This window comes from Amycolatopsis sp. GM8 (assembly GCF_021653975.1).
Lineage (GTDB): Bacteria > Actinomycetota > Actinomycetes > Mycobacteriales > Pseudonocardiaceae > Amycolatopsis_E.
Window position 1 is genome coordinate 128,845 of record NZ_JAJKFK010000011.1, and the last position, 21,737, is coordinate 150,581.

The window sequence follows — 21,737 nt, forward strand, 5'->3', positions numbered from 1 at the left end:
AACACCGTGAGTGGATCGACGGGAGGGCGTCCGAGCTGATTCCGGATGCCCTCCGACGCGATCGCTCCCGTCGGGGGAAACGGCTGGGACCACCACGTCGGCGTTGTCACGCGGGCCCCAGGAAGGCCTTGATCGGATCGACGTCGACGCGTGCCGCGGCGGCGGGCGCGCTCTCCAGGTCGACGTCGTAGTCGATGTTGTCGAGGCCGGCGAGGGTCGCATCCCCCGCGAGTCCGGCGACGATCAGGCGAGGGAAACCGGGGCCCACCTCGAAGGCACGTCGTTCGGCCACTTCGAACACCCGTCGCGAGTAGATTTCCCGCTCGGTCTCGAGATAGCCGGCCTGGACGAGAGCGCTAAGGAATGCGGCCTGGTCGTCCGTCACGGCGAGGATTTCGTCGACGAGATCGGGGACCGACCGGCCCTTGCCGGGACGGAGGCGGACCCAGGTCAGCAGGAGTCGACCCGAGCCGCCGTCGAGCTGCCCGAGACCGTGGATGCGAACGGTGTGGGACTCGAGCGAGGTCGTCGACTTGACCTCCAGCGCCATGTCGGCGCGGTGGAAGTCCTGCTGGCTCTTCGTGGGGCCCGTCCAGAACGCGACCGCGCCCGGATCGTGCTCGAGCATCGCCCGTAGCACCGTCAGTTCCCCGAACAACCCGGCCAGCCCGGAGGGGCTCAAGGTCCGCCGGGACCCCGACAGCAGAGAACGCCAGTCGGCAAGAGTCTGCCGCAGGGCCGCGACCGCCTGGTTCGGCTTGGCGGCGATCCTCTCCACCACTTCGGCGCACAACGCCGTGAAGAGGTCACGCAGGCGGTCGTCGGCCAGGGCGAGCGCCGCGTACGCGTTGTAGCTCGTGTCGTCTTCGAGGATCTGCCGTCGCAGTGTCACTGCCCGACCGTCGACGTCCTCCTTGAGAGTGTGCTTCGCGTCGATCGGGACGAGCAGGTACCGCGCGCCGGTGTCGCGGACCGCCGCGAGGACGGGGCCGTGTGGCGTCACCAGGTCGCAGCTGGCCGACCGGAAGAGACTGACGGGTGGCTCCGCCGCGGCCGCGGACCAGAGTTCCTCGAGGCGCGCGCCGTCCGCGGTCATACGTCGTCCTGATCAAGGATCGAGGTGTCTTCTTCCTCGACGACGATCTGCGAGAGGTCCGCGCTCATGTACTCGACGTCGGAGTCCTTGTCCCGCGGCTCGGGGAAGATCAGCGCGACTCCCATGACAACGTCGTCGGTCGGGGCTTCGAGTGCCACGCGACGCTTGGCCGTCGGCTCCGACCTCGGCTCGATCGGATACAGGAGGAGGAGCCCCTCGGTCGGTCGCCGGCGTCGACGGAGCTCGACGAGGTCCTGGCGGCTCATGTCGGTGGTGCTGGGTGCATCGAGGTCCAGTGCCTCGTCCCGGCGGCTGGTCAGGGTCTTGATGTCGGCGACGCCGTCGAACTCGCCGTCGCCCTCATGCGGCATCCGAGAGCGTCGGACCATCCGCACGTCCACTCCGTTGCCGAGGTCGCAGCTCTTGATATCGGGATTGGCCTGGGAGTTGCCGATCACGCCGACGCTCCATCGACCCAGTGCGCCGGCTCGGACCCGTCGCCGGATGTACTCGGAGATCCGGGCGGTGTCGGCGTCGGACGAGCGCTCGTGGAAGGAGTAAGAGCTCAGGAAGCCCAACACGTCCTCGTGCGGGACGCCCGTGAACAGCGCGGTCTCCTCCCGGGACTGCGTACGGATCCCGTCCTTGGCCGCCCGGCCGATGAGCTCGCGTGCAGCCGCGGCATTGCGCTCCAGCCAGGGCGTGCCGTCGGGTGTGACGTCGAAGAAACGAGACTCGACGAGGAGACCGCCGTAGGCCGCGGTGGCCCGGACAGCGCCGGTCATCTTCGCCTTGGCGGTGATGCTCATCTTCGGGTGCGTGCGCAGGCGCACGGCGAAGTTGAGTGGGTTGACGCCCGGGTTCATGTAGCGGTTGATGTCCTGGCGCATCTCGGCCTCGACGGTGGCCAGGTGGCTGAACCAATCCTTGAGCTCGTCCGTCATCCAGATGCGGGGCAAGTCCGCGTAGTGGTTGCGGTAGCCGAACCAGCGGCCCATCTGCAGCAACGTGTCGTAGGCCGACACAGCGCGGACGAACAGGCTGGAGATCAGGCCCTCCAGTGTCAGGCCACGCGACAGGGTGTTGCCGCCGACCGCGATGGCCGTGACCGGACCCGACTCGTAGTCGAGCCTGTCGGTGCTCCGGTAGTTGTCGATCACGACCTTCGTGTCATGGACGACCTTGGGCAGGTGCTCCAGGAGCGCCTCGAAGGCGACCGGGGCCTCGTCGAGGTCCTCGGCCGGCACCAGCGCCGTCTCACGAGCCCACATGCTCCGCAGCCGGCTGAGCAGCTCGCTGCTGCGGGTGTCGAGGCTGCGCAGCATCCGCTCGCGCAGCTCCAGCAACGGGTCCTTGAAGCGCTCGTGCACCGTCGTGTCGGTCGTCGTGTGGACGAGCATCGTCGAGTGCGGGTTCCCCCCGCCCCGGACCTTGCGCGCGGCTGTGGCCAGCCAGAACCACTCGACGGCACGGCGCAGGGAGTGCGTCATGCTCGGGTAGAAGTCGGCCGCATCCTTCTTGGTCTTGGGCTTGAGCCCGTCGACCTCCTCGTCGGGCACGGTGCGGATCATGTTGAAGCCGCCCTCGAGTTCCGAAGGGTCCTCACCGGGCAGGAGCTCGCGGCCGAACAGGACCTCGGTGCCGTGGTAGCCAGTGGGCTGGGGCAGGTTGACGATGAAATCGCGGGGGTAGAAGTCTTGCTCGTCGCCCGCGTTGATCAGCAGGTTCGCAAACGGGGTGGCTGTGTAGCCGATGTAGCCGACTTTGGGGAACTTGCTCATGACGTCGTAGAGCAACGGGTTGATCTTCGCTGTGGCGACCGTGGACTGGTCGGCTTCGTCGTCGATGATCAGCGTGGGAATGTTGGTCAGGTACTCGCCGGCCGAGTCGAGCCAGTCCCGTAGCTTACGCAGCACCACGGCATTCTTCTTGACCACCAGGAGCATCGTCTGGCCCTTGGACGCGAAGTAGGCCTTCGCGTTGCCGCCGGGCGGGGCGAAGTCCTTCTCGGGCGTGGTGACCTCGTACCACTGGCCGGGGTTGGGGTAGATCAGGTCGCCGCCGAGGCGGAGCTGGGTCTGGCGGCGCAGGGTGTTGTGAATGCCGGACAAGACGATGAAGAGCTTATAACCGCGGTCGGCGGCCTTCGCCATGACGGCGGTGAAGTTCGTGGTCTTGCCGGATTGGACGAAGCCGACGACGAGGCCGCGGGTCTGGAAGGCGTTCTGCTTCGGGTGGTCGAGTAGCGAGAGGATCTTCGTCGACGCCTCGTCGACGGACTTGATGTTCGCGTCGCCGAAGTTCTTCTTCTGCATCGACCTCACGATGGCTGGCCAGTTGCGGTCGGTGTCCTTCGGCCCCGTGTACCAGGTGATTCGGCCGTCCAGCCACACCGAGGGCGGCTCGTCGAGGTTCCGGATCCGGACCGTCTCGGCCTCGTGCTTCTCCCGGACCCTCTGGATCACCGCAGGGTCCATGCCCGCGGCCTCGAGGTCGTCGGCGGCCTCCTTGGGTGAACTGACGTCGGCGTACTTCAAGAAGAGCTTGTAGGCCTTCTCGACCTGAGCCTCCGACACCTCAACGGCCACCTGGAACCCCCTACTGACCTCCTGCACTTGTTCGGAAGGCTAATCAACCGCCGGCAGCACAGCGTTACAGCCTCCTGCGACTGCGGTCCTCTAGCGTCATCTCTGAAGCCTGTCGTTCCGTCTTACGACGCTGGCGCACGCCGAGTCGCAAGTATGGCGCCCAGGCGGACCCAGAGTTGCGGGTCTGGGTGAGAAGTTCGCCCGCGGTAGCGGAGCGAGCTGACCGGCGTGACGATCACGATGACTGCGAAACCCCGCCACTCGCAGACAGCGTGTGCATGCAATCCAGGTGACAGGTCATCCTGACCAGCAGATATGGACAGCGACGGCTTACCTCAGCGCTCTTGTAAACAGCAGGTCAGGGGTTCGAGTCCCCTAGTCGGCTCTTGTGTGACCGGCATGCTGGGGCGGTGGGCGAGGAGTACCAGGAATTCGAGCGGGCTGCCGACGCGGTGGCGTTCGGCCGGCTCGCCGACCTGCGGGAGCTGCTCGACCACCATCCCTCGCTGGTCCGGGCCCGCTCCTCCCGGCCGCACCGGGCCACGCTGCTGCATTACTGCGGGGCCAACGGGACTGAGGACCCGCGCCAGCGCACCCCGCCGAACGCGCCCGCTGTCGCCGAGCTGCTCCTCGCCCGCGGCGCCGACCCCGACGCCGAGTGCCAGATCTACGGTGCCGCCGACACCACCCTCGTCCTCGTGCTGACCAGCGTGTTCCCCCGCGATGCGGGCTTGGACGGGGAGCTGGTGCGGGTGCTGGCAGCCGGTGGTGCCCGGATCGACGGCGGCCCCGGCGACCGGCCGATCGTCACCGCGATCAGCTTCGGCCGGCCCCGCTCGGCGGCTGCGCTGGTGGCGGCAGGTGTCCGCGTGGACGACCTGTTCATCGCCGCCGGGGTCGGCAGGACCGACGTGCTGGTCGCGCTGCTCGACGCCGGAGCCGACCCGGATACCCGCTTCGCGCACAACCTCACCGCACTGCACGCCGCCGCCGCGACCGGTCACCGAGCCGCCGTCGAGCTGCTGCTCGATCGCGGTGCCTCGGCGACCCTGCGGGAGGAACGCTGGGCCGCGACCCCGGCCGGCATCGCCGCTTACAACGGCCACCCCGACCTCGCCGCCCTGCTCAGAGGTCGTGCGTGACCCGTCAGGACAGCTCGGTGAGGGCAGCCGGGACGCCGGCGCTCACGGAGTCTTGTCAGGCGCGGTCGTGGAGCGTGATCTGGTAGCCGTCGGGGTCGGCGAAGGTGAACGTCCGGCCGAAGGGGCCGTCGATCGGCGCGGAGACGATGGTGTGACCGTCGGCGACGAGAGCATCGTGAATGGTCTGGACGTCTGTGGCGTGGAGCCAGATCGCGGCGCCGATGCCCGGCTGGGCAACGGATGCGAGATCGGTGCCGGGAACGATGTCGCGGAGTGCGAACGCGATCGGCTTCGTCTCGAAGACGACGGCGTGCGGCGGCCCGGCCTGCGAGCGCACGAGGCCGAGGTACTGCTCGTAAAACGCCTGGGAAGCGTCGAGGTCGCGCGCTTGGAGCGAGATGAAGTCGGGGCCGATAGCGGGCATGATGATGCTCCTTAGTCCGTGTCAGGTTACTGACACGGATCAATGTATGTCAGAATACTGACATGAGTCAAGACGGTGTCGATCTGCAGACGTCACTGGGCTACCTGCTGAAAGAGGCGTCGAGTGCCCTCCGCGCGGCCATGGAGGAGGTGTTGCGGCCGCTCGGGATGAGCGTGACGCACTACTCCTGCCTCGAACTGCTGGCTCAACGACCGGGCTTGTCGAACTCCGAGCTCGCGCGGGGCGCGTTCGTGACACGGCAGTCGATGAACGTGTTGCTCCAGGCCCTGGAACGAGACGGCTACGTGACCAGGCCCGCGGAGGCACCCGTCGGAAAGGTTCTTCCCACGCGGCTCACGCCTCGCGGACGACGGAGCCTGGAGAAAGCGAGCAAAGCAGTCCGGTCCGTCGAGGTCAGAATGCTGGCCGGGATGACGGAGACCGAGCAGTCAGACGCGTTCCGAATCCTGCGGAGCATGATCCATTCCCTGCGCGACGACAACGACGATACATAGCTCGTTCCCCGACTACGGATGTATCAGTTCGATGACGTGACGTAGCGGATCTCATCGTGATCACGACGAACAGGGTTAACCGATGATGTGACCTGGAGGTCGGGTGTGGCGACTGAACTGAGGCCGGACATTCAAGCCGCGAGGGACAAGATGCAGGCGCGGCTCGGAGCCGGTCGTGAGCTGAAGAGACTCGTTGACTATCTGTGGGAGAACGAGAGCGTCCATCTTCTTGCTTCTGGCATCTACAGCCGGGGCACGGGACTCGTCGTTTTGACGGATCTTCGGCTGTTGTTCCTGAAGTACGGGTTGGTGAAGCAGACCGTAGACTTCCCGATTGTCAAGATCTCCTCTGTGCAGTGGTCGGGCGGAATCGGCGTCGGCTCGCTGACGGTCTACACATCTGGCAACAAGGCTGAGATCAAGCAGATTAACAAGAAGGACGGGCAGCAGATCTCGGATCTGCTCCGGCGTCGTCTAGCCCGACGGGCAGGATCGGCTCCCACACATCCGGCATCGCCCCCGTTGGCTTCGAACGATCTGTACGAGCAGCTGCGCAAGCTGGGCGAGTTGCGCGACGCCGGCGTGCTCTCTCCTGAGGAGTTCGAAAGTAAGAAGCGGACGTTGATGGATCGGATCTAGCCATCGTGATCGAAACCGAGGACGGCGCGGCGTCCGCCCGACGTATCGTTTCTGCTGGCGGGCGGTAGCAACAGTGCCGGCATGCCGGCTCGGGCGGCTCCGCCGTCCGTGTCCGGGTTGTCGCCGACCATGAGAGTCGAGCCGGGGCTCGTACCCAGCGCGGCGCAGGCCAGCCGGAAGATCCTCGGATCGGGCTTCTCGAGGCCAACCTCGCACGAAAGGATCACGGCCGACACAGCACATCCCAGTCCGTGGTGCTCCAGCGTCGGCCGCAGGTCCCAGCCGGTGTTGCTCAGCAGCCCTATCGGTATCCGACGGCGGACGAGTTCGCCGAACACTTCGTGCGCATCCTCGTACGGAATCCAGGCTGCGGGCTCCCTCAACCGGGCATAGAGCGCGTCGACGAGAGGTTGGTCGATACCGGCGGACCTGAGCCACGCCGTCGTCGCTGCCCGGTGGCGACCGGGAGAAAGGTCGCGCCCGCCTTGTACCGCAAGCACTTTTCGGTCGTCTCGAGCTGCCCTGATCCGCATGACCATGTCGGCGATCTCGGCTCAGTGCTCCCCTCCGGACAGAATGGAACGGACGTTGGCCATGAAGTCGTCGCGGATTGCGTCGATCAGGGATCGCATCTCGTGGGGGGCGCCCCAGGCGGTGTCGCAGATCAGGCGCATCAGGTAGCCGTCCGCGCCGAAGGACGAGACCTCGAGGTCCGCGCAGTCGCGGCGGGCGCCGGGGAGGAATTTGTCCGGGTACGTGCGCGGGTCCAGGCCGGTCAACGCGTCCGGGAACATGTTGACGATCAACTGGCCTGCCCCGGCCACCCAGCCGGTGCCGGACGGCGCACCCGGCTCACACATCCGCCAGATGAACTCCCACGGCGTGTGCTGGCGCGGCAGCACCTCCCGCCAGGCCGTCCGGGTGACGTCCAGCGCGCGGGTGAAACTGGCCAGCCCGGGGTCCCGCAAGCGAAGCGGCACCACCGAGTTGAGCCAGCCGTAGACCGCGGCCGAGCGTGGCCGGCGCCCGGCCGTGAGGACCTTCAGGGTCAAGTCCTCTTCACCGCCCATGCGCGCGAGCGTCGCCGCCGTCGACGCCAATACGAGTGACAGTGGCGTGGCTCGTACGCTCTTGCACGCTTGCGCGACCTTATCCGCGGGGATCGGCATGTAGGCAGCCAGCAATGCTGTTCCCGGCTGACGCTGCCCGTCGGTTTCGTTGTAGGTCAACGGCATCCGTGGTGCCCGATGAGGTGACGTGCCGTCCAGGTGCCGCCGCCAGAACTCGGCCGCGGCGGAGGACGCACGGCGGTCGGCAGAGAATTCCGTTCGCTGCGTCGTGACCCAGTCCAGATAACCCCCACCGCCCCGGCCCGCGGGCGGGCGGATCCCGGTGCACAGTTCCGCGCGGAACTGCCCGAGCGTCAGTCGATCCGCGATCAAATGGTCGAACTGCACGAAAACCCGTACCGCCGTCCCGTGCTCGATCAGCAGGACCCGCCACAGCGGCCGGCCGTCCCGGGGCAGCACCGTCTCCTTGTGGCGGGCCACGACGTCGGCAATCTCCTCCGCATCGCTGACGACGCACCGGGTCACCGGCAGCGGCACCTGGTCGGCGATCGTCACCCCGGACAGGGAAACCGACACGATGCGCAGGCTCGGTTCCTCGGCCACGATGCGCGTCAGGCGGGCGAGCACCTCGTCGGCGGTGACCCCGGCCGGCACCGTGAACTGCTCCGGGATCGCTTCGGGTTCACCGACCCTGTCCGGCACCCCCAGAAACGATTCTTGTTGCCACGACAACGGGATACGGGTCATGACCGGCACGACGAGTCCTCTCTGGAGCGACTGGGTTTCGTGCCTCAGTCTGAGCGGCCGCGCTGTCGTCGTCCTATCACCGCGGCATCATCGGCCAGCCTTCGTCGTACGCGTCCAGGGCGGTGCGCACCACGGTGGAAAGCTGCTCAGGGCTGCCGTGCACGTGCAGATCGGCCAGGCTCTGCCCGGGCGCGAGGAGATCGGTGAACCAATCCGTGGCGGGTGCTCCACCGGGCGTTCCCCATTCCCGGAACGCGTCGTCGTCACCGACGACGGTGAGGTCGCGCTTGAGGGTCAGCCCGACCGCCTTTGCCCGGTGGTACTTGTCGGTCCCCGCGGCGAGCCCGGCTTCCTGCAGCCGGGCAGAGACGTTGAACACGACCGCTGGTCCGTCGAGCACGTAGCTCACGTGCCAGATGTCGAAGGGCACGGCCATCGTCGTGCCGGCCGGACAGATCTGCACGTACGCGAAGGCCTCACCGGAGCGGTTGCGCCCGGCCACGAGCATGGCGATCCGCCCGGACAGCACCTCGAAGATCTCCAGCTGGCCGGGCAGGTTCCAGTGGCCAGTGGAGCGGAAGGGCTCGCCCCCGGGGAGCACGCCCGGCTCGTACACCACCAGATCGGCCGTCAGCAGGCCCCGCGCCTCGTCGTCATTGCCGGCCACGACGAGGTCGCGGCTGGTCAGGCTCCGCGAAGGCAGGAACCGGCGGACAGCACGGTACAGCACTGGATCTTGGCCGGAGCGGTACAACTCGGACGCGGCGTCCGGGTCGGCCAGGTAGCGAATCCCGGGGTCGACGTCGAGCAGATCGGACAATCGGCGTTCGGTCATGACGAGGTTGCGCCCGTCGAGGCTGAGTGAGCCGTCAGGCTCCAGCCGGACACCTGTGATGCCGAGTGGTAACGAAGGCCCGGTCTCGGCCTCCAGGCTGCCGAGAGCTTGAAGATGACGGATGACGACGTCTCGTCCGATCGGATCGGCCGCGGCGGTCGAGCTCAAATCTGCCTCCTTGTAACGGGTTCAGGCGCCGAGTAGCCGGGACAGCCACCCGGCCGGCCCGCGACCGGCCAAAGTGGACAAGACTGCGGCGCGCTGACGCGGCGCCGGTCCGGCGCCGTCGAGAGCCATCGCGGTGCGCAGTGCGTCCGCGGTGGCGAGGACGTCGTAGGGCTGCACACCGATGACGTACGGTGCGAGCTCCTCGTACGAGCCGGCGTTGACGGAGAGCACGCTGGGCGCGTCGGGTGCCAGGTACAGCGCTTCCTTCGACACCAGGTTCATGCCGTCGATGGTCGGGTTCACCAAGGTCGCCGAGGCGGACGACAGGGCGGCCACGGCACAGTTGCGGGTGCTCGCCGCGTCGGGGTATATCAGCGAGATGGCCGGACGATCAGGTGTGCCGTACTTGTTGTTCAGCTGCTCGACGATCGCCTCGCACTGCTGCCGATGAGCGTCGCTGCGCTCGGTGCCGCGGGTGGGCCGAGTGGCTACCGCGCAGAACCACCAATCCTTGGCGATGTCCGGTTGTTCCTCCAGCAGGGCGCCGTACGCGGCGAACCCGCGGACCTGGTTCTTCCACAGGTCGAGCCGGTCGGCGCGGGCGAGCACCCGCCGGCCCGCCGCCAGTTCGCCGAGCCGGGTTTGCCAGTCCACGGTGCGCGGGTCGGTCCGCATCGCATCGAGCACTGACGTGTCCAAAGGGAACGGTGCCACGGTGACACGAGTGGTTCGCCCGTCCAGCCGCACTGTGTCCGCATCGGTCCGGCAGCCGGGCAGATAGCGCTCGCAACACGCGATGAATGCCTGGGCCCAGCGGGAATCGTGGAAGCCGACGACGTCGCAGTGCAGCAGGCTGGTCAGGATCCGGTCGCGCAGCGCTGGCGGCAGGATGCCGAAGTAGGCCGGCTCGCACCAGGGCAGGCCGTGGAAGTACAGGATCCGGCCCTCGTGCCGCAGTCCCTCGCCGCGCAGCATTTCCGGTACCAGGAAAAGGTGATAGTCGTTGACCAGCAGCACGTCGTCCGGACCGGACGCGAGCGTGCGCAGGCGGTCGGCGTGTGCTCGGTTGACTTGTTCGTAGGCTCGGAACGCGCGCGCGAAACCGGCGTCGAAACTCGGTGTGGCCGAGGTGTCGAAAAGGTAGTGGAACAGCCACAACATCAGTCGGACGCCGACCGTCAGGTAATGCTCCACAAGGACTTCGGGCCGTTCGAAGACCTGGTGGATGGTGATCCCGCCGGGCAGTCGTACCGGTTCGGCGGACCCGGCCGGCTCGTCCGGCGGCACGGTGCACACCCAATCGCCACCGTGCTCGGCCAGCAACCCGGCGAGCAGCGGCACCAAGCCACCGGGGGAGCGTGGTTCGAGTCCGACGCCGTCGCGCCATCGCGGGGCGCTGTTACTGGCGACGATCAGCCGCATCGGGTCTCCTCTCGTGAAGGTGAGCTTCGCGACTCACGCCAGGGCGATATGTGCTTGCGCCGCACCGGTTTCCTCGGCGGCATCGCCTGAAACGAACGTTCTATTGGGAATCGTCACAAGGCGTGCTGCGGGTGTCAAGATCGATTTACGGCCGTCACCGCGTGTTGTGCGATTTGTTCACGAGAACGCAACACATCATTGAGGCACGACGGCGAAGAAACCATTATCAGGAATAGTCCGGGTAAGTCGCGGGGACGATTGGGCAATTGTCTTGTCCGATCGGGCACGCTAGCGTGTTCCCTGTGCTGCGGCGGATTTTGCGGCTGGACCGCTGGATCGGACCAATCGGATTACGATTGCAAGTGCGCTTTTGCAGGTTCGGCGAGCACGTAGTTGCGTGGGTCACAAACAAGTGGTGGGCTGTGTCGTCCGTGCACATGATCGAAAGGGTTCAGTCCGGTGGGGCACCGGCGTTAGCGTCCGATCGAGAGGGCTGGGTATGCGCCATCCAGAGGACCCGCCGTCCGGTCTGAACCAGAGGGAGCCGACGCACCCGCAGGTGGTTCAGTCCACTGAGCCGGCAGACCAGGATTTCGTGTGGACGAACCTGTACGGGGTGTCGGCGGCTCAGTCCACGGTGGACCGGGTCGATGGTCCGTCCATTTTCTTCCGGCTGCTCGGGCCGCTGGAGATCCATGGGCCGGATGGCCCCGTGCAGATCGCGTCGGGCCGGCAGGAGGTGGTGCTTGCCATGCTGCTGCTGGAACTCAACCGGGTCGTGCCCAGCGAAGCACTGGTGGACGCCATCTGGGAGGAAAACCCGCCGGACACCGCCCGTGCGCAGGTGCAGATCTGTGTCTCCCGGATCCGCAAGACGCTGAAGCGGGCCGGTGACGCGGTGCGCCTGGTCACCCGGAACCGCGGCTACGTGCTGGAAGCCGAGCACGATGTCACCGACCTCGCCATGTTCCGGCGGCACGTAGTGGAATCCGACCTCCATGTCCAAAATGGCCGGGACGCCGACGCCGCCGCGTTGTTGCGTTCGGCCGTGGCGCTGTGGCATGGCGACTGCCTGAGCGGTATCGCCAGCGGCAAGGTGGCCCGGCGGGCACAGGGCCTGGACGAGGAACGGCTGTCCGCGATCGAGACCCACCTGGAGCTGGAACTCGGCCTCGGCAGGCACCACCAGCTCATCGGTGAACTGGTGCAGCTGGTCGCCGAACACCCGCTACGGGAGCGGTTGCGCGGCTACCTGATGCTGGCGCTGTACCGGGCCGACCGTCAGGCCGAGGCGCTTGCCGTGTACCGAACCGGCCGGGAGGTGCTCGCCGACGAACTCGGGCTGGAACCGAGCCAGTCGCTGCGGATGCTGGAGACGGCGATCCTCGCCGGCGATCCCGCGCTGGATTTCGTGTCGCGCGCCTTCGAGCCTCCGGAAGCGGTCGCGCCCGTCGAGATCCCGGCCGGTGCCCCGGTCGCTGCTCCGACCGGTCCGCGTCAGCTCCCGGCGGACATCGCGGACTTCGTCGGCCGGAAGGACCTCGTCGAAAACGTTGAACGGGCCATCGACCACCGCTCGGGACATGCGCTCGCCGTAGCCGTACTGACCGGCCGGCCGGGAGTGGGCAAGCGTACGACCGCCACGCATATCGCCCACCGGTTGAGCGAACGGCGGTTTCCCGACGGCCAGCTGTACTGCGACCTGCGCGGCATGCACCCAGACCGGTTGAAACCCGAGGAGGTGCTTCGGAGGTTCCTGCTCGCACTGGGTGTGCCCGGCGTCGGACTGCCGAGGTCGCTGGACGAGCTCGCCGAGATGTACCGGGCGGCGCTGGCCGAGCAGCGAGTGCTGGTGGTGCTGGAAGATGTGGCGGACGAGGCGCAGCTCGCGCCCCTGCTGCCGGGGTCGGCGGCCTGCGCGGTGATCGCCACGAGTCACGCCCGGCTGACGGCGGTGCCCGGCGCCCACGTGTTCGAGATGGAGCCGTTCGACGCGGACCCGGCCCTCGAACTGCTGGGCCGGGTCATCGGACCCGGGCGGGTGACGGCTGAGCCGGAGGCCGCGACGGCCCTGCTGCGTATCGCCGGCGGACTGCCGCTCGCGTTGCGCATCGTCGCGGCCCGGCTGGCCGCGCGACCGCACTGGAAACTGGCGACGATGGTGGCCCGCCTCGGTGACGAACAGCGCTATCTCGATGAACTGGCACACGGCGAGATGACCGTACGAGCGAGCCTTTCGGTTAGTTACAACGGTCTCGCGGCGGCCGACCGCAAGCTCCTTCAGCTGCTGAGCCTGGCCGAGGGACCGACGTTGCCCGAGTGGCTCGCCGGCGCACTGCTCGACGGTCCGGCGCCGTACGTCGCCGACGCGATGGAACCTCTGGTCGACATGCACATGCTGGAGGTGGTGGGAATCGACGCGGCAGGCCCGTTCCGCTATCGGTTCCACCAAACCACCCGGCTTTTCGCCCAGGACAAGCGAATCGCGGAATGCTCGGCGGAGAGCCAGCAGGAGGGCATCCGGCGGATGATCGGCGGCTGGATGTCGCTGGCGGAGCAGGCGCACCGCCAGATCTACGGCGGTGACCATCTGGTGTTGCACGGTTCCGGACCGCGGTGGCACCCGCCCCAGTCCTACGTGCGCTCGCTGCTGGCCGATCCGATGACCTGGTTCGAGACGGAGCTGCCCAATCTGTGTGCCGCGGTCAAGCTGGCCGCTCGCGCGGAACTGGACGAGCTGTGCTGGGACCTGGCCACGACCCTGGTCACCGTGTTCGAAGCGCGGGGCCACATCGAGGACTGGGAGAGTACCCACCGCTTGGCGCTGACGGCGGTGCGGCGGGCCGGCAACCAGCGAGGCACCGCGGCGGTGCTGGCCTCGCTCGGGGCGCTGTATCTCGCCCAGCGCCGGCTCGACGAGGCCGATACGTCGCTGACCACGGCGCTGGCCACGTTCGACCAGCTCAGCGACGACGAAGGCCGTGGCCTGTGCCTGCGTGACCTGGCGTTCGTCCGGCGGCTGGAGGGTCGCGACGACCAGGCGCTGGAGCTCTACGACCAGGCCGCCGCCGCTTTCGGCCGCAGCGGCGACGTCGTCGGCAGGGCGAGCGTATTGACGCAGAGCGCCCATATCTGGACGCGGCGGGGACAACGGGCGGAGGCACGCGCCCGGCTCGACGAGGCGCTGACCGTGTACCGGTCCGTCGGCTATCAACGGGGGCAGTCGCTCGCGCTGTGGCGGCTGGGTCAGCTGTTCGTCCACGACGGTGAACTGGAGCAGGCCGAGCAGGTTCTCCACGAGGCATTAGCGCTGGTCGAGGTGAACCAGGACCTGATCGGCGCCGCACATGTGCTGCACTGCCTCGGCGACTTGGACGCCCATCGAGGCAATGACCAGCAGGCGGCGAACTATCTCAGTCGTGCGGTGAGCGTCTGGGAACAGCTCCGGGACCCGCACAATGCGGCCGTCGTCCGGCTCGGCCTGGCCCGGGCGCTCGCCGGGCTGGGCCGGCGAGGCGAGGCCGAAGCGCTGGTCATGGAATCCATTGCGACGTTCCAGGAAAGCGGCATGACAGCGGATCTGCACTCCGCCCGCAGGCTGCTGACGTCGCTGACGAACGACTGAAGCACCGGGTCAGCCCCACGGGTCGTTGTTGTTGTTGGCGTTGGCCTGACGGATGACGGCGATCGTGACGAGCATCTGACTCTCCTCTGCCGAAGTTTCTCTCGCTTGCTGAGAAAAACCGTATGCAGCGGCGCGATTCCGCCGCTATTCCTCGCGTCGCCTCGGCCTATCCCCTGCCATCCCGGCGCTATCCCTCGGTGCGTGGCCGCCTGCCGTGCCGAGCGATAGCGGTCCGATAACGGGCTTCGGGACGGTTTGGTCATCGACCACCGAGCCGCCTTCCGCTCAACCCCAAGGAGAGTCCCGATGTCCGTTGTCGCCGGAACCCGACCGCTGCTCGACGGGGCAGCCCTAGACCGCGCACCGTCGGTACCCCGCGATGGGCTTGCGCCCGCGCTGGACGTGGTCGATCTCGTCCGCGAGTTCTCCCGTCGCAAGGCCACGCCGGTTCGCGCACTGGACGGAATGTCGTTGCACGTGCCGCAGGGTGAGGTGCACGGCCTGCTCGGCCCGAACGGTGCCGGGAAGACGACGCTGGTGAAGATCCTCTCCACCGTTTTGCTGCCGACGACGGGATATGCCCGGATCTGCGGCCACGACGTCGTCACCGAAGCACGTGCGGTCCGCCCCCTCATCGGTGTGGTCTTCGGCGGCGACCGCGGCCTCTACAGCCGGTTGTCCGGACGACAGAACTTGGAGTTCTGGGCGGCTGTGCAACAAGTTCCCGCGAAGGCGCTGCGGGAGCGCTGTGCCGGCCTGCTGGACCGGCTCGGCCTGTCCAGCGCGGCGGACCGGCGGGTGGAGACCTACTCGCGCGGCATGCGGCAGCGCCTGCACCTGGCGCGTGGACTGGTCGCCGATGCCCGGGTCCTTTTCCTCGACGAGCCGACGATGGGCATGGATCCGGTGGCGGCCCGGGAGTTCCGGGTGCTCATCGGCGAGCTGCGCGGCGAAGGGCGCACGATCGTGATCGCCACGCACGACATGGCCGAGGCCGAGGCGCTGTGCGACCGGGTCAGCTTTGTCCGTGGCGGCAAGGTGATCGACACCCGTTCCCCGCGTGCCTTGGCCGACCTCGCGGCGAGCGCGCGCGGAGTGGAGATCGACGGCCCGGACGCGGTCACACTCGGCGCGCTTCGGGCGCTGCCCGGCGTGCGCTCGGTGGACGGCGATGCCGAGGTCTCCCGGGTGTGGGTGCACAACGAGGAAAGCGTCCACGACGTGCTGCGGTTGCTCCTCGACCGTGGCCTGACGTCAGTGCGAACCATGCGGCCCACGCTGGAGGATCTCTACCTCGGGCTGATCGGCGACCGCGGACTCGAGGTCTGAGCCGATGCGTACCGTCGCCACCGCGTTCCGCCTGCAGCTCATCTTCTACCGGCACCATCCCGATCTTCTCGTGCCGCTGCTGACAGCGCCGCTGTACAGCGTGATCTTCACGATGATCATTCGGCACAACGGCCGTACCGACCTGCTCGGCCAGAGCTCGCTCGCGCCGTTCTACATGTCCCTGTGGTGGTTCGCGCTGTTCAGCGGCGGCTGGATCATCCAGACCGACCGCTGGGAGGACACCCTCCAATATCTGGTGTCCGCACCCGCGAACTTCAGCGCGGTGGTGTTCGGCCGGGCGGCCGCCACGATGGTTCCGGGCACGGTGGCGTTCGCGGAGACCTGGCTGTTCGCCCGCTACGTACTGGACGCCCCGGTGACGATCCGGCATTGGCCCTTGCTGATCGCGTCCTTCGCACTCACGTTGTTCGCGACCGCCGCCACCGCGTCGTTGCTGGCCGCGGTGTTCGTCCTGGCCCGCAACGCGGTCACGTTCTCCAACGCGGCGAGCTTCCCGTTCTATTTGCTGGGCGGAATTCTCGTGCCCACCGCGTTGCTGCCGATCTGGCTGCGCCCGCTCTCGGACGGCGTCTTCCTGTCCTGGTCGGCCGATCTGCTGCGGGGCGCGGTCAAGTCCGGTCCGGTGCCGCACGCGGCGCAGGGGTTGCTCATGACCGCACTTCTGGGCGTGGTCGCCCTGATCGGCGCCCGGCTGGCGATCGCCGGCGTCCTGCACCGTGTCCGCCACACCGGGGAGTTGAGCCTGCGATGACCGTCCTGCACGTGATCCGCCGCGCGTTCCGCATCGGCGCCAGCGAATACCGCACGATCTACACCTGGAAGACCTGGCTGTCCGCGTGGTTCGTCCGAGTGCTCGCCCAGGTTTCGTTCTTCGCCCTGCTGGGCAAGCTGCTCGGCTCGCCGGAGCAGACCCGGTTCCTGTTGATCGGCAATGCGGTGATGCTCGCCGCCATCGGCGGCATGTTCGCGATCAACATGGTGAGCTCCGAGCGCAGCATCGGCACCTTCGCGTTGCTGGCGGCCAGCCCCACGCATCCCGCCATCGTGCTGGCCGCGCGGGGGGCTTACCTGATCGCCGACGGCACGGTGTCCGCCACGGGTGCCCTGGTGGTGGCCTGCCGGCTGTTCGGCATACCGCTGGGCTGGGGGCAGCTCCTGCCGGTGGTCGTGCTGATCGCCCTGGTGGCGTGGTCCGCCTACGGTTTCGGCACCCTGGCCGGCGGCCTGTTGCTGGGCTTCCGCTCCGTCGAGACCATCGCGACGAACGTCGGCCTGGTCACGCTGATGACCTTGTGCGGCGCGAATGTTCCGCTCGACGCCTATCCGGCGCCACTGCGCTGGGTTTCGGAGATTCTGCCCGTGACGCACGGCCTGGCGGGCGTCCGGCTGGTGTTCGACGGCCAGTTCGCCGCGGCCGCGATCCAGGGGGCGCAAGAGGCACTGGTGGGCGCGGGCTGGCTGGTGGTTTGCCTGCTCACCTTCACCAGATTCGTCCGGCGCGGCCGCCGGCTCGGCACCCTCGACTTCGCCACGTGAGGGCCGGCATGGACAAGGAGATCACCATGACCCCCACGATCCTGCTGAGCACCGTTTCCTCCGACGCGCACACCTGGAACCTGGTCTATCTCGAGCTTTTGTTACGCGAACGCGGCCACCGCGTCCGCAACCTGGGCGCCTGCGTGCCGGACGACCTGCTCCTGCGCACCTGCCTGCTGAAGCGGCCCGGCCTGCTGATGCTCAGCTCGGTCAACGGGCACGGCGCCGACGACGGCGAGCGGCTGATCCGCAGGCTGCGGGAGGTGCCCGCGCTGACGACCCTGCCCGCGGTCATCGGCGGCAAGCTCGGCACCTCCGGCGACACCGGCGCCGCGGACCGCCGCCACCGGCTGATCCGGGCCGGTTTCGACGAAGTGTTCGAAGGAGCGGACAGCATACCGCGATTCCTCGGCTACCTCGATCGGCTTCAGCACGCCACGGGCCGGAGCCTGGTCCATTCAGGACAGAAAGGAGGCAGGTGATGACCGCACTCGCACCGGAACCGCACCACGACTTCGGCGGCCGGGTCCGCCGGGCCCGCGGCCAGGTCGTCGTGCAGCCCAGGATGGGTTTCGCCAGTCCCACCGCGATGCGGACCGGTCTGCGCCGGACCGCCGGACTCAGCGCCCAGACGGCGGGCACCATCACTTTGGACAGCTACACCAGGCTCGGCGACTACCGCGCCGTGCGTGATGCCCTCGCCCGCCGCGGGGATCTGAACGGCTATCCGATCGTCACCGAGGACCGCGGTGTCACCCGGGCGATGACGGCGGATCTGATCGGCCCGGACTTCCAGGTCCAGGTGCGGCACGGCTCCGCGGCACCGGCGGACATCATCCGGGCGATGGTCGATTGCGACCTGTACGCGACCGAGGGCGGCCCGGTGTCCTACTGCCTGCCCTACGGCCGGGTCCCGCTCGCCGAATCGATCCGGAACTGGCGGCATGCCTGCGAGTTGCTGGCCGCTCAACGGGGTCCCGATGCCGAACCGCACCTGGAGACCTTCGGCGGCTGCCTGATGGGCCAGTTGTGCCCGCCGTCCCTGCTGGTCGCGGTCAGTGTGCTGGAAGCAATGTTCTTTCGTGACCACGGCTTGCACAGCGTTTCGCTGAGCTACGCCCAGCAGACCGACCACGAGCAGGACATCCAGGCCATCGCCGCCCTCCGTACCCTCGCCGCCGACTATCTGTCCGATGTGGACTGGCATATCGTGCTCTACACCTACATGGGCGTGTTCCCGTACACCCAGCAGGGCGCGCTGTCGCTTTCCCGCGACGCGGCGCGGCTCGCCGCCCGGGCCGGCGCCGACCGGCTGATCGTGAAGACCCGGGTCGAGGCGCGGCGCATCCCGACGATCGCGGAGAACATCGAGGCATTGCGCGCTGCGGCCGAGGAAACGGCTGACGCCACTCCGGCGGCAACGTCCATTGTGGATGATACGACACTGGCGGAGGCCAGGACTCTCATCGAGGCCACGCTCGAACTCTCCGAAGACGTCGGCCGCGCATTGTTGCTGGCGTTGCGACGCGGGTATCTCGACGTGCCGTACTGCCTGCACCCGGACAACGGCGGACGGGCCAGGTCCGCGATCGACTCCCGGGGCAGGCTGGTCTGGGCGGAGGTGGGGCGGATGCCGCTGCGGCCCGCGCCCGGCCGCCATCCCGAGCTGTCCTCGGCGCGGCTGCTCGCCGGGTTGACCCACGTGGCTGATCGCTACGACATGCGCGACGCGGTCGCGTGACCGACTTTCTTCCGTCATCTCAACGCAAAGGACTGATCATGAACAGGGACACGACGACTCCGGCCGACGGCAGCCTGATCCGTCTCGGTGAGAGCGAATGGGCGATGTGGTCCTCGGCGATGGTCCGCGGCGCCGGGTTCCCCGCCGACGCGGTCGAGCGCCTGGCCGACCTCGCGCTCGCCGAACGCGCGGACCGGCAGGGCGCGGCCGAGGACGAAACCTTCCGGCAGGATTTCCAGGACGCGGCCGAGCGGTTCGCGCGGGAACTGGGACAGGTGGCGCGGTCGGAACAGTTTCAGCTGGCGGTCGGCTGGCAGAACCGGCAGTTGCTGGACAGCGGCGTGCAACCGTTCCTGCGCCAGCTGGACCGCGGCGACCGGAGTAACGCCAAGCGCCGCCGGCGGGAACAGACGATCGCCACGTACTGGCAGCGTTACTGCCTGAAGAACGAGTCCATCGGGTTCTTCGGGCCGGTGTCCTGGGCCACCGTGGCGGCCGACGACGGCGACATCGCGGTGCGCACCGGAACCGAGGTCACCGATCAGGCCAACGTCTATCTGGAACGCTGGCCGGTCGACGTGCTCGCGCGCAAGCTGGCCGCGGAGTTCGACCTCGAACCGTGGCTGCGGCCCCGGCGCAGTCCCCTGCTCCGGCTCACCGGTCACGTGGCTTGCTTGCCGGGCGGCACCCCGTCCCCGGTGGATGACCTCACTCTCGCGCTGCTGCGTGCCGCCGACGGCACGCTGACCGCCCGTGACCTCGCCGAGCGGCTGTGCGCGAGTTCAGCGGAGTCCACAGTGGACAGTGTGTTCGCGCTGATGGCGGATCTGCGGAAGCGGCGCTGGCTGATCTGGAAGCTGGAGCTGTCCGCCTCGCTGACCGCCGAGGACGAGTTGCTGGCGCTGGTCGAGGGGATCGACGACGACGAGATCCGGACCGCGGCGTCCGCGCAGGTGCGTACGCTCATCGACGGCCGCGAGCGCCTCCGCCGGGTGTGGAACCGTCCGGCCGAGCTGCCCGGCGAGCTGAGCAGGATGGCCGAGTCCTTCGTCGAGCTGACTGGTTCGTCGGCCACCCGGCACGACGGCCAGGCCTACGGCGGCCGGACGCTCGCCTATCTCGAATGCCGCCGGGACGTCTCGGTGCGATTGGGGCAGTCCTTCACCGACCGCCTCGCACCGATCATCCCCGTCGTGGACAGCATCCGCTGGCTGACCTGGCGGATCCGGCAGGACATCGAACCGCACATCCAGGCCACCTACGCGGCCCAGCGGCAGCGGACCGCGCCGGGGGAACCGGTCGACGTCGCAAGCCTGTGGATGGCGGCGCTGACGACCGTGGCCACCCGGCTGGACGAGATCGTCACGACCGCGCTGGCCGAGTTCCACGACCGGTGGTCCGCGATCCTGCCCTATCGCAGCGACGAGTCCCAAGTGGACTGCACCACGGCCGAGCTGGCCGTCCGGGTCAAGGAACAGTTCGACGCGCCACACAGCGGCTGGAGCCAGGCCAGGATGGTCTGCCCGGACGTGATGATCTCCGCGGACGGCCCGGATGAACTGGCATCGGGCCGGTACCAGGTGGTGCTGGGCGAGATCCACGTGGCGGTGAACTCGATGGACTATGTGTCCCTGGTGCGGACCCATCACTCGCCCGGCATGCTGCGGGCCAGTAACGACGCGGCCTTCCCCGAACCCCGCCTGCTTCCATTGCTGCCCACGGAAAGCCGGCCGCGGTTCACCGTGCGCTCGCATCCCTCGCTGATCCGGGACGAGGACCACCGGATCGCGATGGTGCCGCACACACCGTTGCCGCACACCGACAACGTGCTGCCCGCCGCCGATGCGGTGGTGGAGCAGCGTGCCGGGCAGCTCACCATTCGCACGCCCGACGGCGCGGAATTCGACGTCATGGACCTGTTCGCCGAGGCGGTCAAGCTGCTGATGCTCGGTCACTTCGATCTGCTGCCGGTCGCCGGACACCGGCCGAGGGTGATGGTGGACGACCTCGTCCTGGTCCGTGAGGCGTGGCGAGTGCCCGTGGCGGACATGGATTTCGTGCACCGCAACGACGACGTGGCGCGGTTCGCCGCGACCCGCGCCTGGGCGCGCTCCCTCGGGCTGCCGCGCCGGGTGTTCGTCAAATCGCCGACCGAGACCAAGCCGTTCTACGTCGACTTCGCCAGCCCGGTTTTCGTGGACATGTTCACCTCCGCCGCCCGGCGGGCGGCGCGGAACTCGCCCGAGGGCGCCGCACCGGCGTTGAAGATCGTCGAGATGCTGCCCGGTCCGGACCAGACGTGGCTGACGGGACCGGCGGGGGAGCGCTACACCTCCGAGTTCCGCTTCGCCCTGTCCGACCTGCGCGAGGCGCGAGGCGTGACCACGTCCCAGGAGACGGCCGATGAATAGCCTCGTCTGCGCCGAGGTGCGGGACCTTCCCGCACGGACCGCGATCTGCGTCGAGCACGTCCGGCTGGCCTACTACTACCGCGACCGGCTCGACCTGGAGGGGTACGCCTCGCTGCTGCACGAGCAGGTGGTGGACAGCGCACCGGGTGAGGAACCCCGTCGCGGCAGGCCGGCGCTGCTGCGCCGGATCGCCGAGTGGGACCGGCCCGCCACCTGTCACCTGATCGACCGGATCCTGGTGGACGGCAACACCATCGTGGTCGTCGGCCGGGTCCGGGGCGAGCTCGGCCCGCACTACATGTCCTTTGTGGACATCATCGAGTTGTCCGGCGACTGTTTGCTGACCCGCCTGAGCAGGTACCGCGCCGATGTGCCGGCCACCCCCGGCCGGCCCTTCGACATTCCGAATTTTCCCACCACCAACTGAA

18 protein-coding genes are annotated in these 21,737 nt (G+C 68.1%); 11 read left to right on the forward strand and 7 right to left on the reverse strand.

Annotated features, from left to right (window positions below; translation table 11 throughout):
- Positions 1-106: 106 nt before the first annotated feature.
- Together LOZ83_RS36290 and LOZ83_RS36295 are read right to left on the reverse strand one after the other, a co-directional pair.
- Entirely contained in the window at positions 107-1,096 is a 990-nt protein-coding gene (locus tag LOZ83_RS36290) for a PD-(D/E)XK motif protein (RefSeq protein ID WP_236796399.1), read from the reverse strand.
- Complete coding sequence (locus LOZ83_RS36295) at positions 1,093-3,684, reverse strand: Z1 domain-containing protein (RefSeq protein ID WP_236796400.1); 2,592 nt, start codon at positions 3,682-3,684, stop codon at positions 1,093-1,095. The genes LOZ83_RS36290 and LOZ83_RS36295 overlap by 4 nt, the downstream gene beginning before the upstream one ends.
- Before the next feature lie 410 nt (positions 3,685-4,094).
- Between LOZ83_RS36295 and LOZ83_RS40630 the strand changes: the two genes are divergently transcribed.
- Complete coding sequence (locus tag LOZ83_RS40630) at positions 4,095-4,826, forward strand: ankyrin repeat domain-containing protein (RefSeq protein ID WP_236796401.1); 732 nt, start codon at positions 4,095-4,097, stop codon at positions 4,824-4,826.
- A gap of 55 nt (positions 4,827-4,881) precedes the next feature.
- On the opposite strand, the gene LOZ83_RS36305 is transcribed toward LOZ83_RS40630, so the two are convergent.
- Complete coding sequence (locus LOZ83_RS36305; RefSeq protein ID WP_236796402.1) at positions 4,882-5,250, reverse strand: VOC family protein; 369 nt, start codon at positions 5,248-5,250, stop codon at positions 4,882-4,884.
- A gap of 62 nt (positions 5,251-5,312) precedes the next feature.
- Between LOZ83_RS36305 and LOZ83_RS36310 the strand changes: the two genes are divergently transcribed.
- Positions 5,313-5,765 (forward strand): MarR family winged helix-turn-helix transcriptional regulator, encoded by a 453-nt coding sequence (locus tag LOZ83_RS36310; protein WP_236796403.1) that lies wholly within the window; start codon positions 5,313-5,315, stop codon positions 5,763-5,765.
- Positions 5,766-5,870: 105 nt separating this feature from the next.
- The gene (locus LOZ83_RS36315; protein WP_236796404.1) at positions 5,871-6,404 is read left to right on the forward strand and encodes a PH domain-containing protein; all 534 of its coding nucleotides are present in this window, start codon (positions 5,871-5,873) and stop codon (positions 6,402-6,404) included.
- Here LOZ83_RS36315 and LOZ83_RS36320 read toward each other — a convergent pair.
- From LOZ83_RS36320 to LOZ83_RS36335, 4 genes are all read right to left on the reverse strand, one after another.
- Complete coding sequence (locus LOZ83_RS36320; protein WP_236796405.1) at positions 6,401-6,943, reverse strand: HAD family hydrolase; 543 nt, start codon at positions 6,941-6,943, stop codon at positions 6,401-6,403. The genes LOZ83_RS36315 and LOZ83_RS36320 overlap by 4 nt on opposite strands.
- Before the next feature lie 15 nt (positions 6,944-6,958).
- Positions 6,959-8,221 carry a condensation domain-containing protein gene (locus LOZ83_RS36325; RefSeq protein ID WP_236796482.1) on the reverse strand — a complete coding sequence of 421 codons (1,263 nt, stop codon included), beginning with the start codon at positions 8,219-8,221 and terminating at the stop codon, positions 6,959-6,961.
- A 76-nt stretch (positions 8,222-8,297) separates the two neighbouring features.
- Positions 8,298-9,224, reverse strand: a complete 927-nt coding sequence (locus LOZ83_RS36330) for a hypothetical protein (RefSeq protein WP_236796406.1) — start codon at positions 9,222-9,224, stop codon at positions 8,298-8,300.
- A gap of 21 nt (positions 9,225-9,245) precedes the next feature.
- Positions 9,246-10,646 carry a trehalose-6-phosphate synthase gene (locus LOZ83_RS36335; RefSeq protein ID WP_236796407.1) on the reverse strand — a complete coding sequence of 467 codons (1,401 nt, stop codon included), beginning with the start codon at positions 10,644-10,646 and terminating at the stop codon, positions 9,246-9,248.
- 559 nt (positions 10,647-11,205) lie between these two features.
- Between LOZ83_RS36335 and LOZ83_RS36340 the strand changes: the two genes are divergently transcribed.
- From LOZ83_RS36340 to LOZ83_RS36375, 8 genes are all read left to right on the forward strand, one after another.
- On the forward strand, positions 11,206-14,271 hold the full coding sequence (locus LOZ83_RS36340) for an AfsR/SARP family transcriptional regulator (RefSeq protein ID WP_236796408.1): 3,066 nt from the start codon (positions 11,206-11,208) through the stop codon (positions 14,269-14,271).
- A 306-nt stretch (positions 14,272-14,577) separates the two neighbouring features.
- Positions 14,578-15,600 (forward strand): ABC transporter ATP-binding protein, encoded by a 1,023-nt coding sequence (locus LOZ83_RS36345; RefSeq protein ID WP_236796409.1) that lies wholly within the window; start codon positions 14,578-14,580, stop codon positions 15,598-15,600.
- 4 nt (positions 15,601-15,604) lie between these two features.
- Positions 15,605-16,372, forward strand: a complete 768-nt coding sequence (locus LOZ83_RS36350) for an ABC transporter permease (RefSeq protein ID WP_236796410.1) — start codon at positions 15,605-15,607, stop codon at positions 16,370-16,372.
- Positions 16,369-17,157, forward strand: coding sequence for an ABC transporter permease (locus LOZ83_RS36355; protein WP_236796411.1), 789 nt, complete (start codon positions 16,369-16,371; stop codon positions 17,155-17,157). Before LOZ83_RS36350 ends, LOZ83_RS36355 begins: the two co-directional genes overlap by 4 nt.
- A 26-nt stretch (positions 17,158-17,183) precedes the next feature.
- Positions 17,184-17,639 (forward strand): cobalamin B12-binding domain-containing protein, encoded by a 456-nt coding sequence (locus LOZ83_RS36360; RefSeq protein WP_236796412.1) that lies wholly within the window; start codon positions 17,184-17,186, stop codon positions 17,637-17,639.
- Complete coding sequence (locus LOZ83_RS36365; protein WP_236796413.1) at positions 17,639-18,898, forward strand: methylaspartate mutase; 1,260 nt, start codon at positions 17,639-17,641, stop codon at positions 18,896-18,898. The genes LOZ83_RS36360 and LOZ83_RS36365 overlap by 1 nt, the downstream gene beginning before the upstream one ends.
- Before the next feature lie 38 nt (positions 18,899-18,936).
- Entirely contained in the window at positions 18,937-21,309 is a 2,373-nt protein-coding gene (locus LOZ83_RS36370; RefSeq protein ID WP_236796414.1) for a lantibiotic dehydratase, read from the forward strand.
- Positions 21,302-21,736, forward strand: a complete 435-nt coding sequence (locus LOZ83_RS36375) for a nuclear transport factor 2 family protein (protein ID WP_236796415.1) — start codon at positions 21,302-21,304, stop codon at positions 21,734-21,736. Before LOZ83_RS36370 ends, LOZ83_RS36375 begins: the two co-directional genes overlap by 8 nt.
- Position 21,737: the final 1 nt, after the last annotated feature.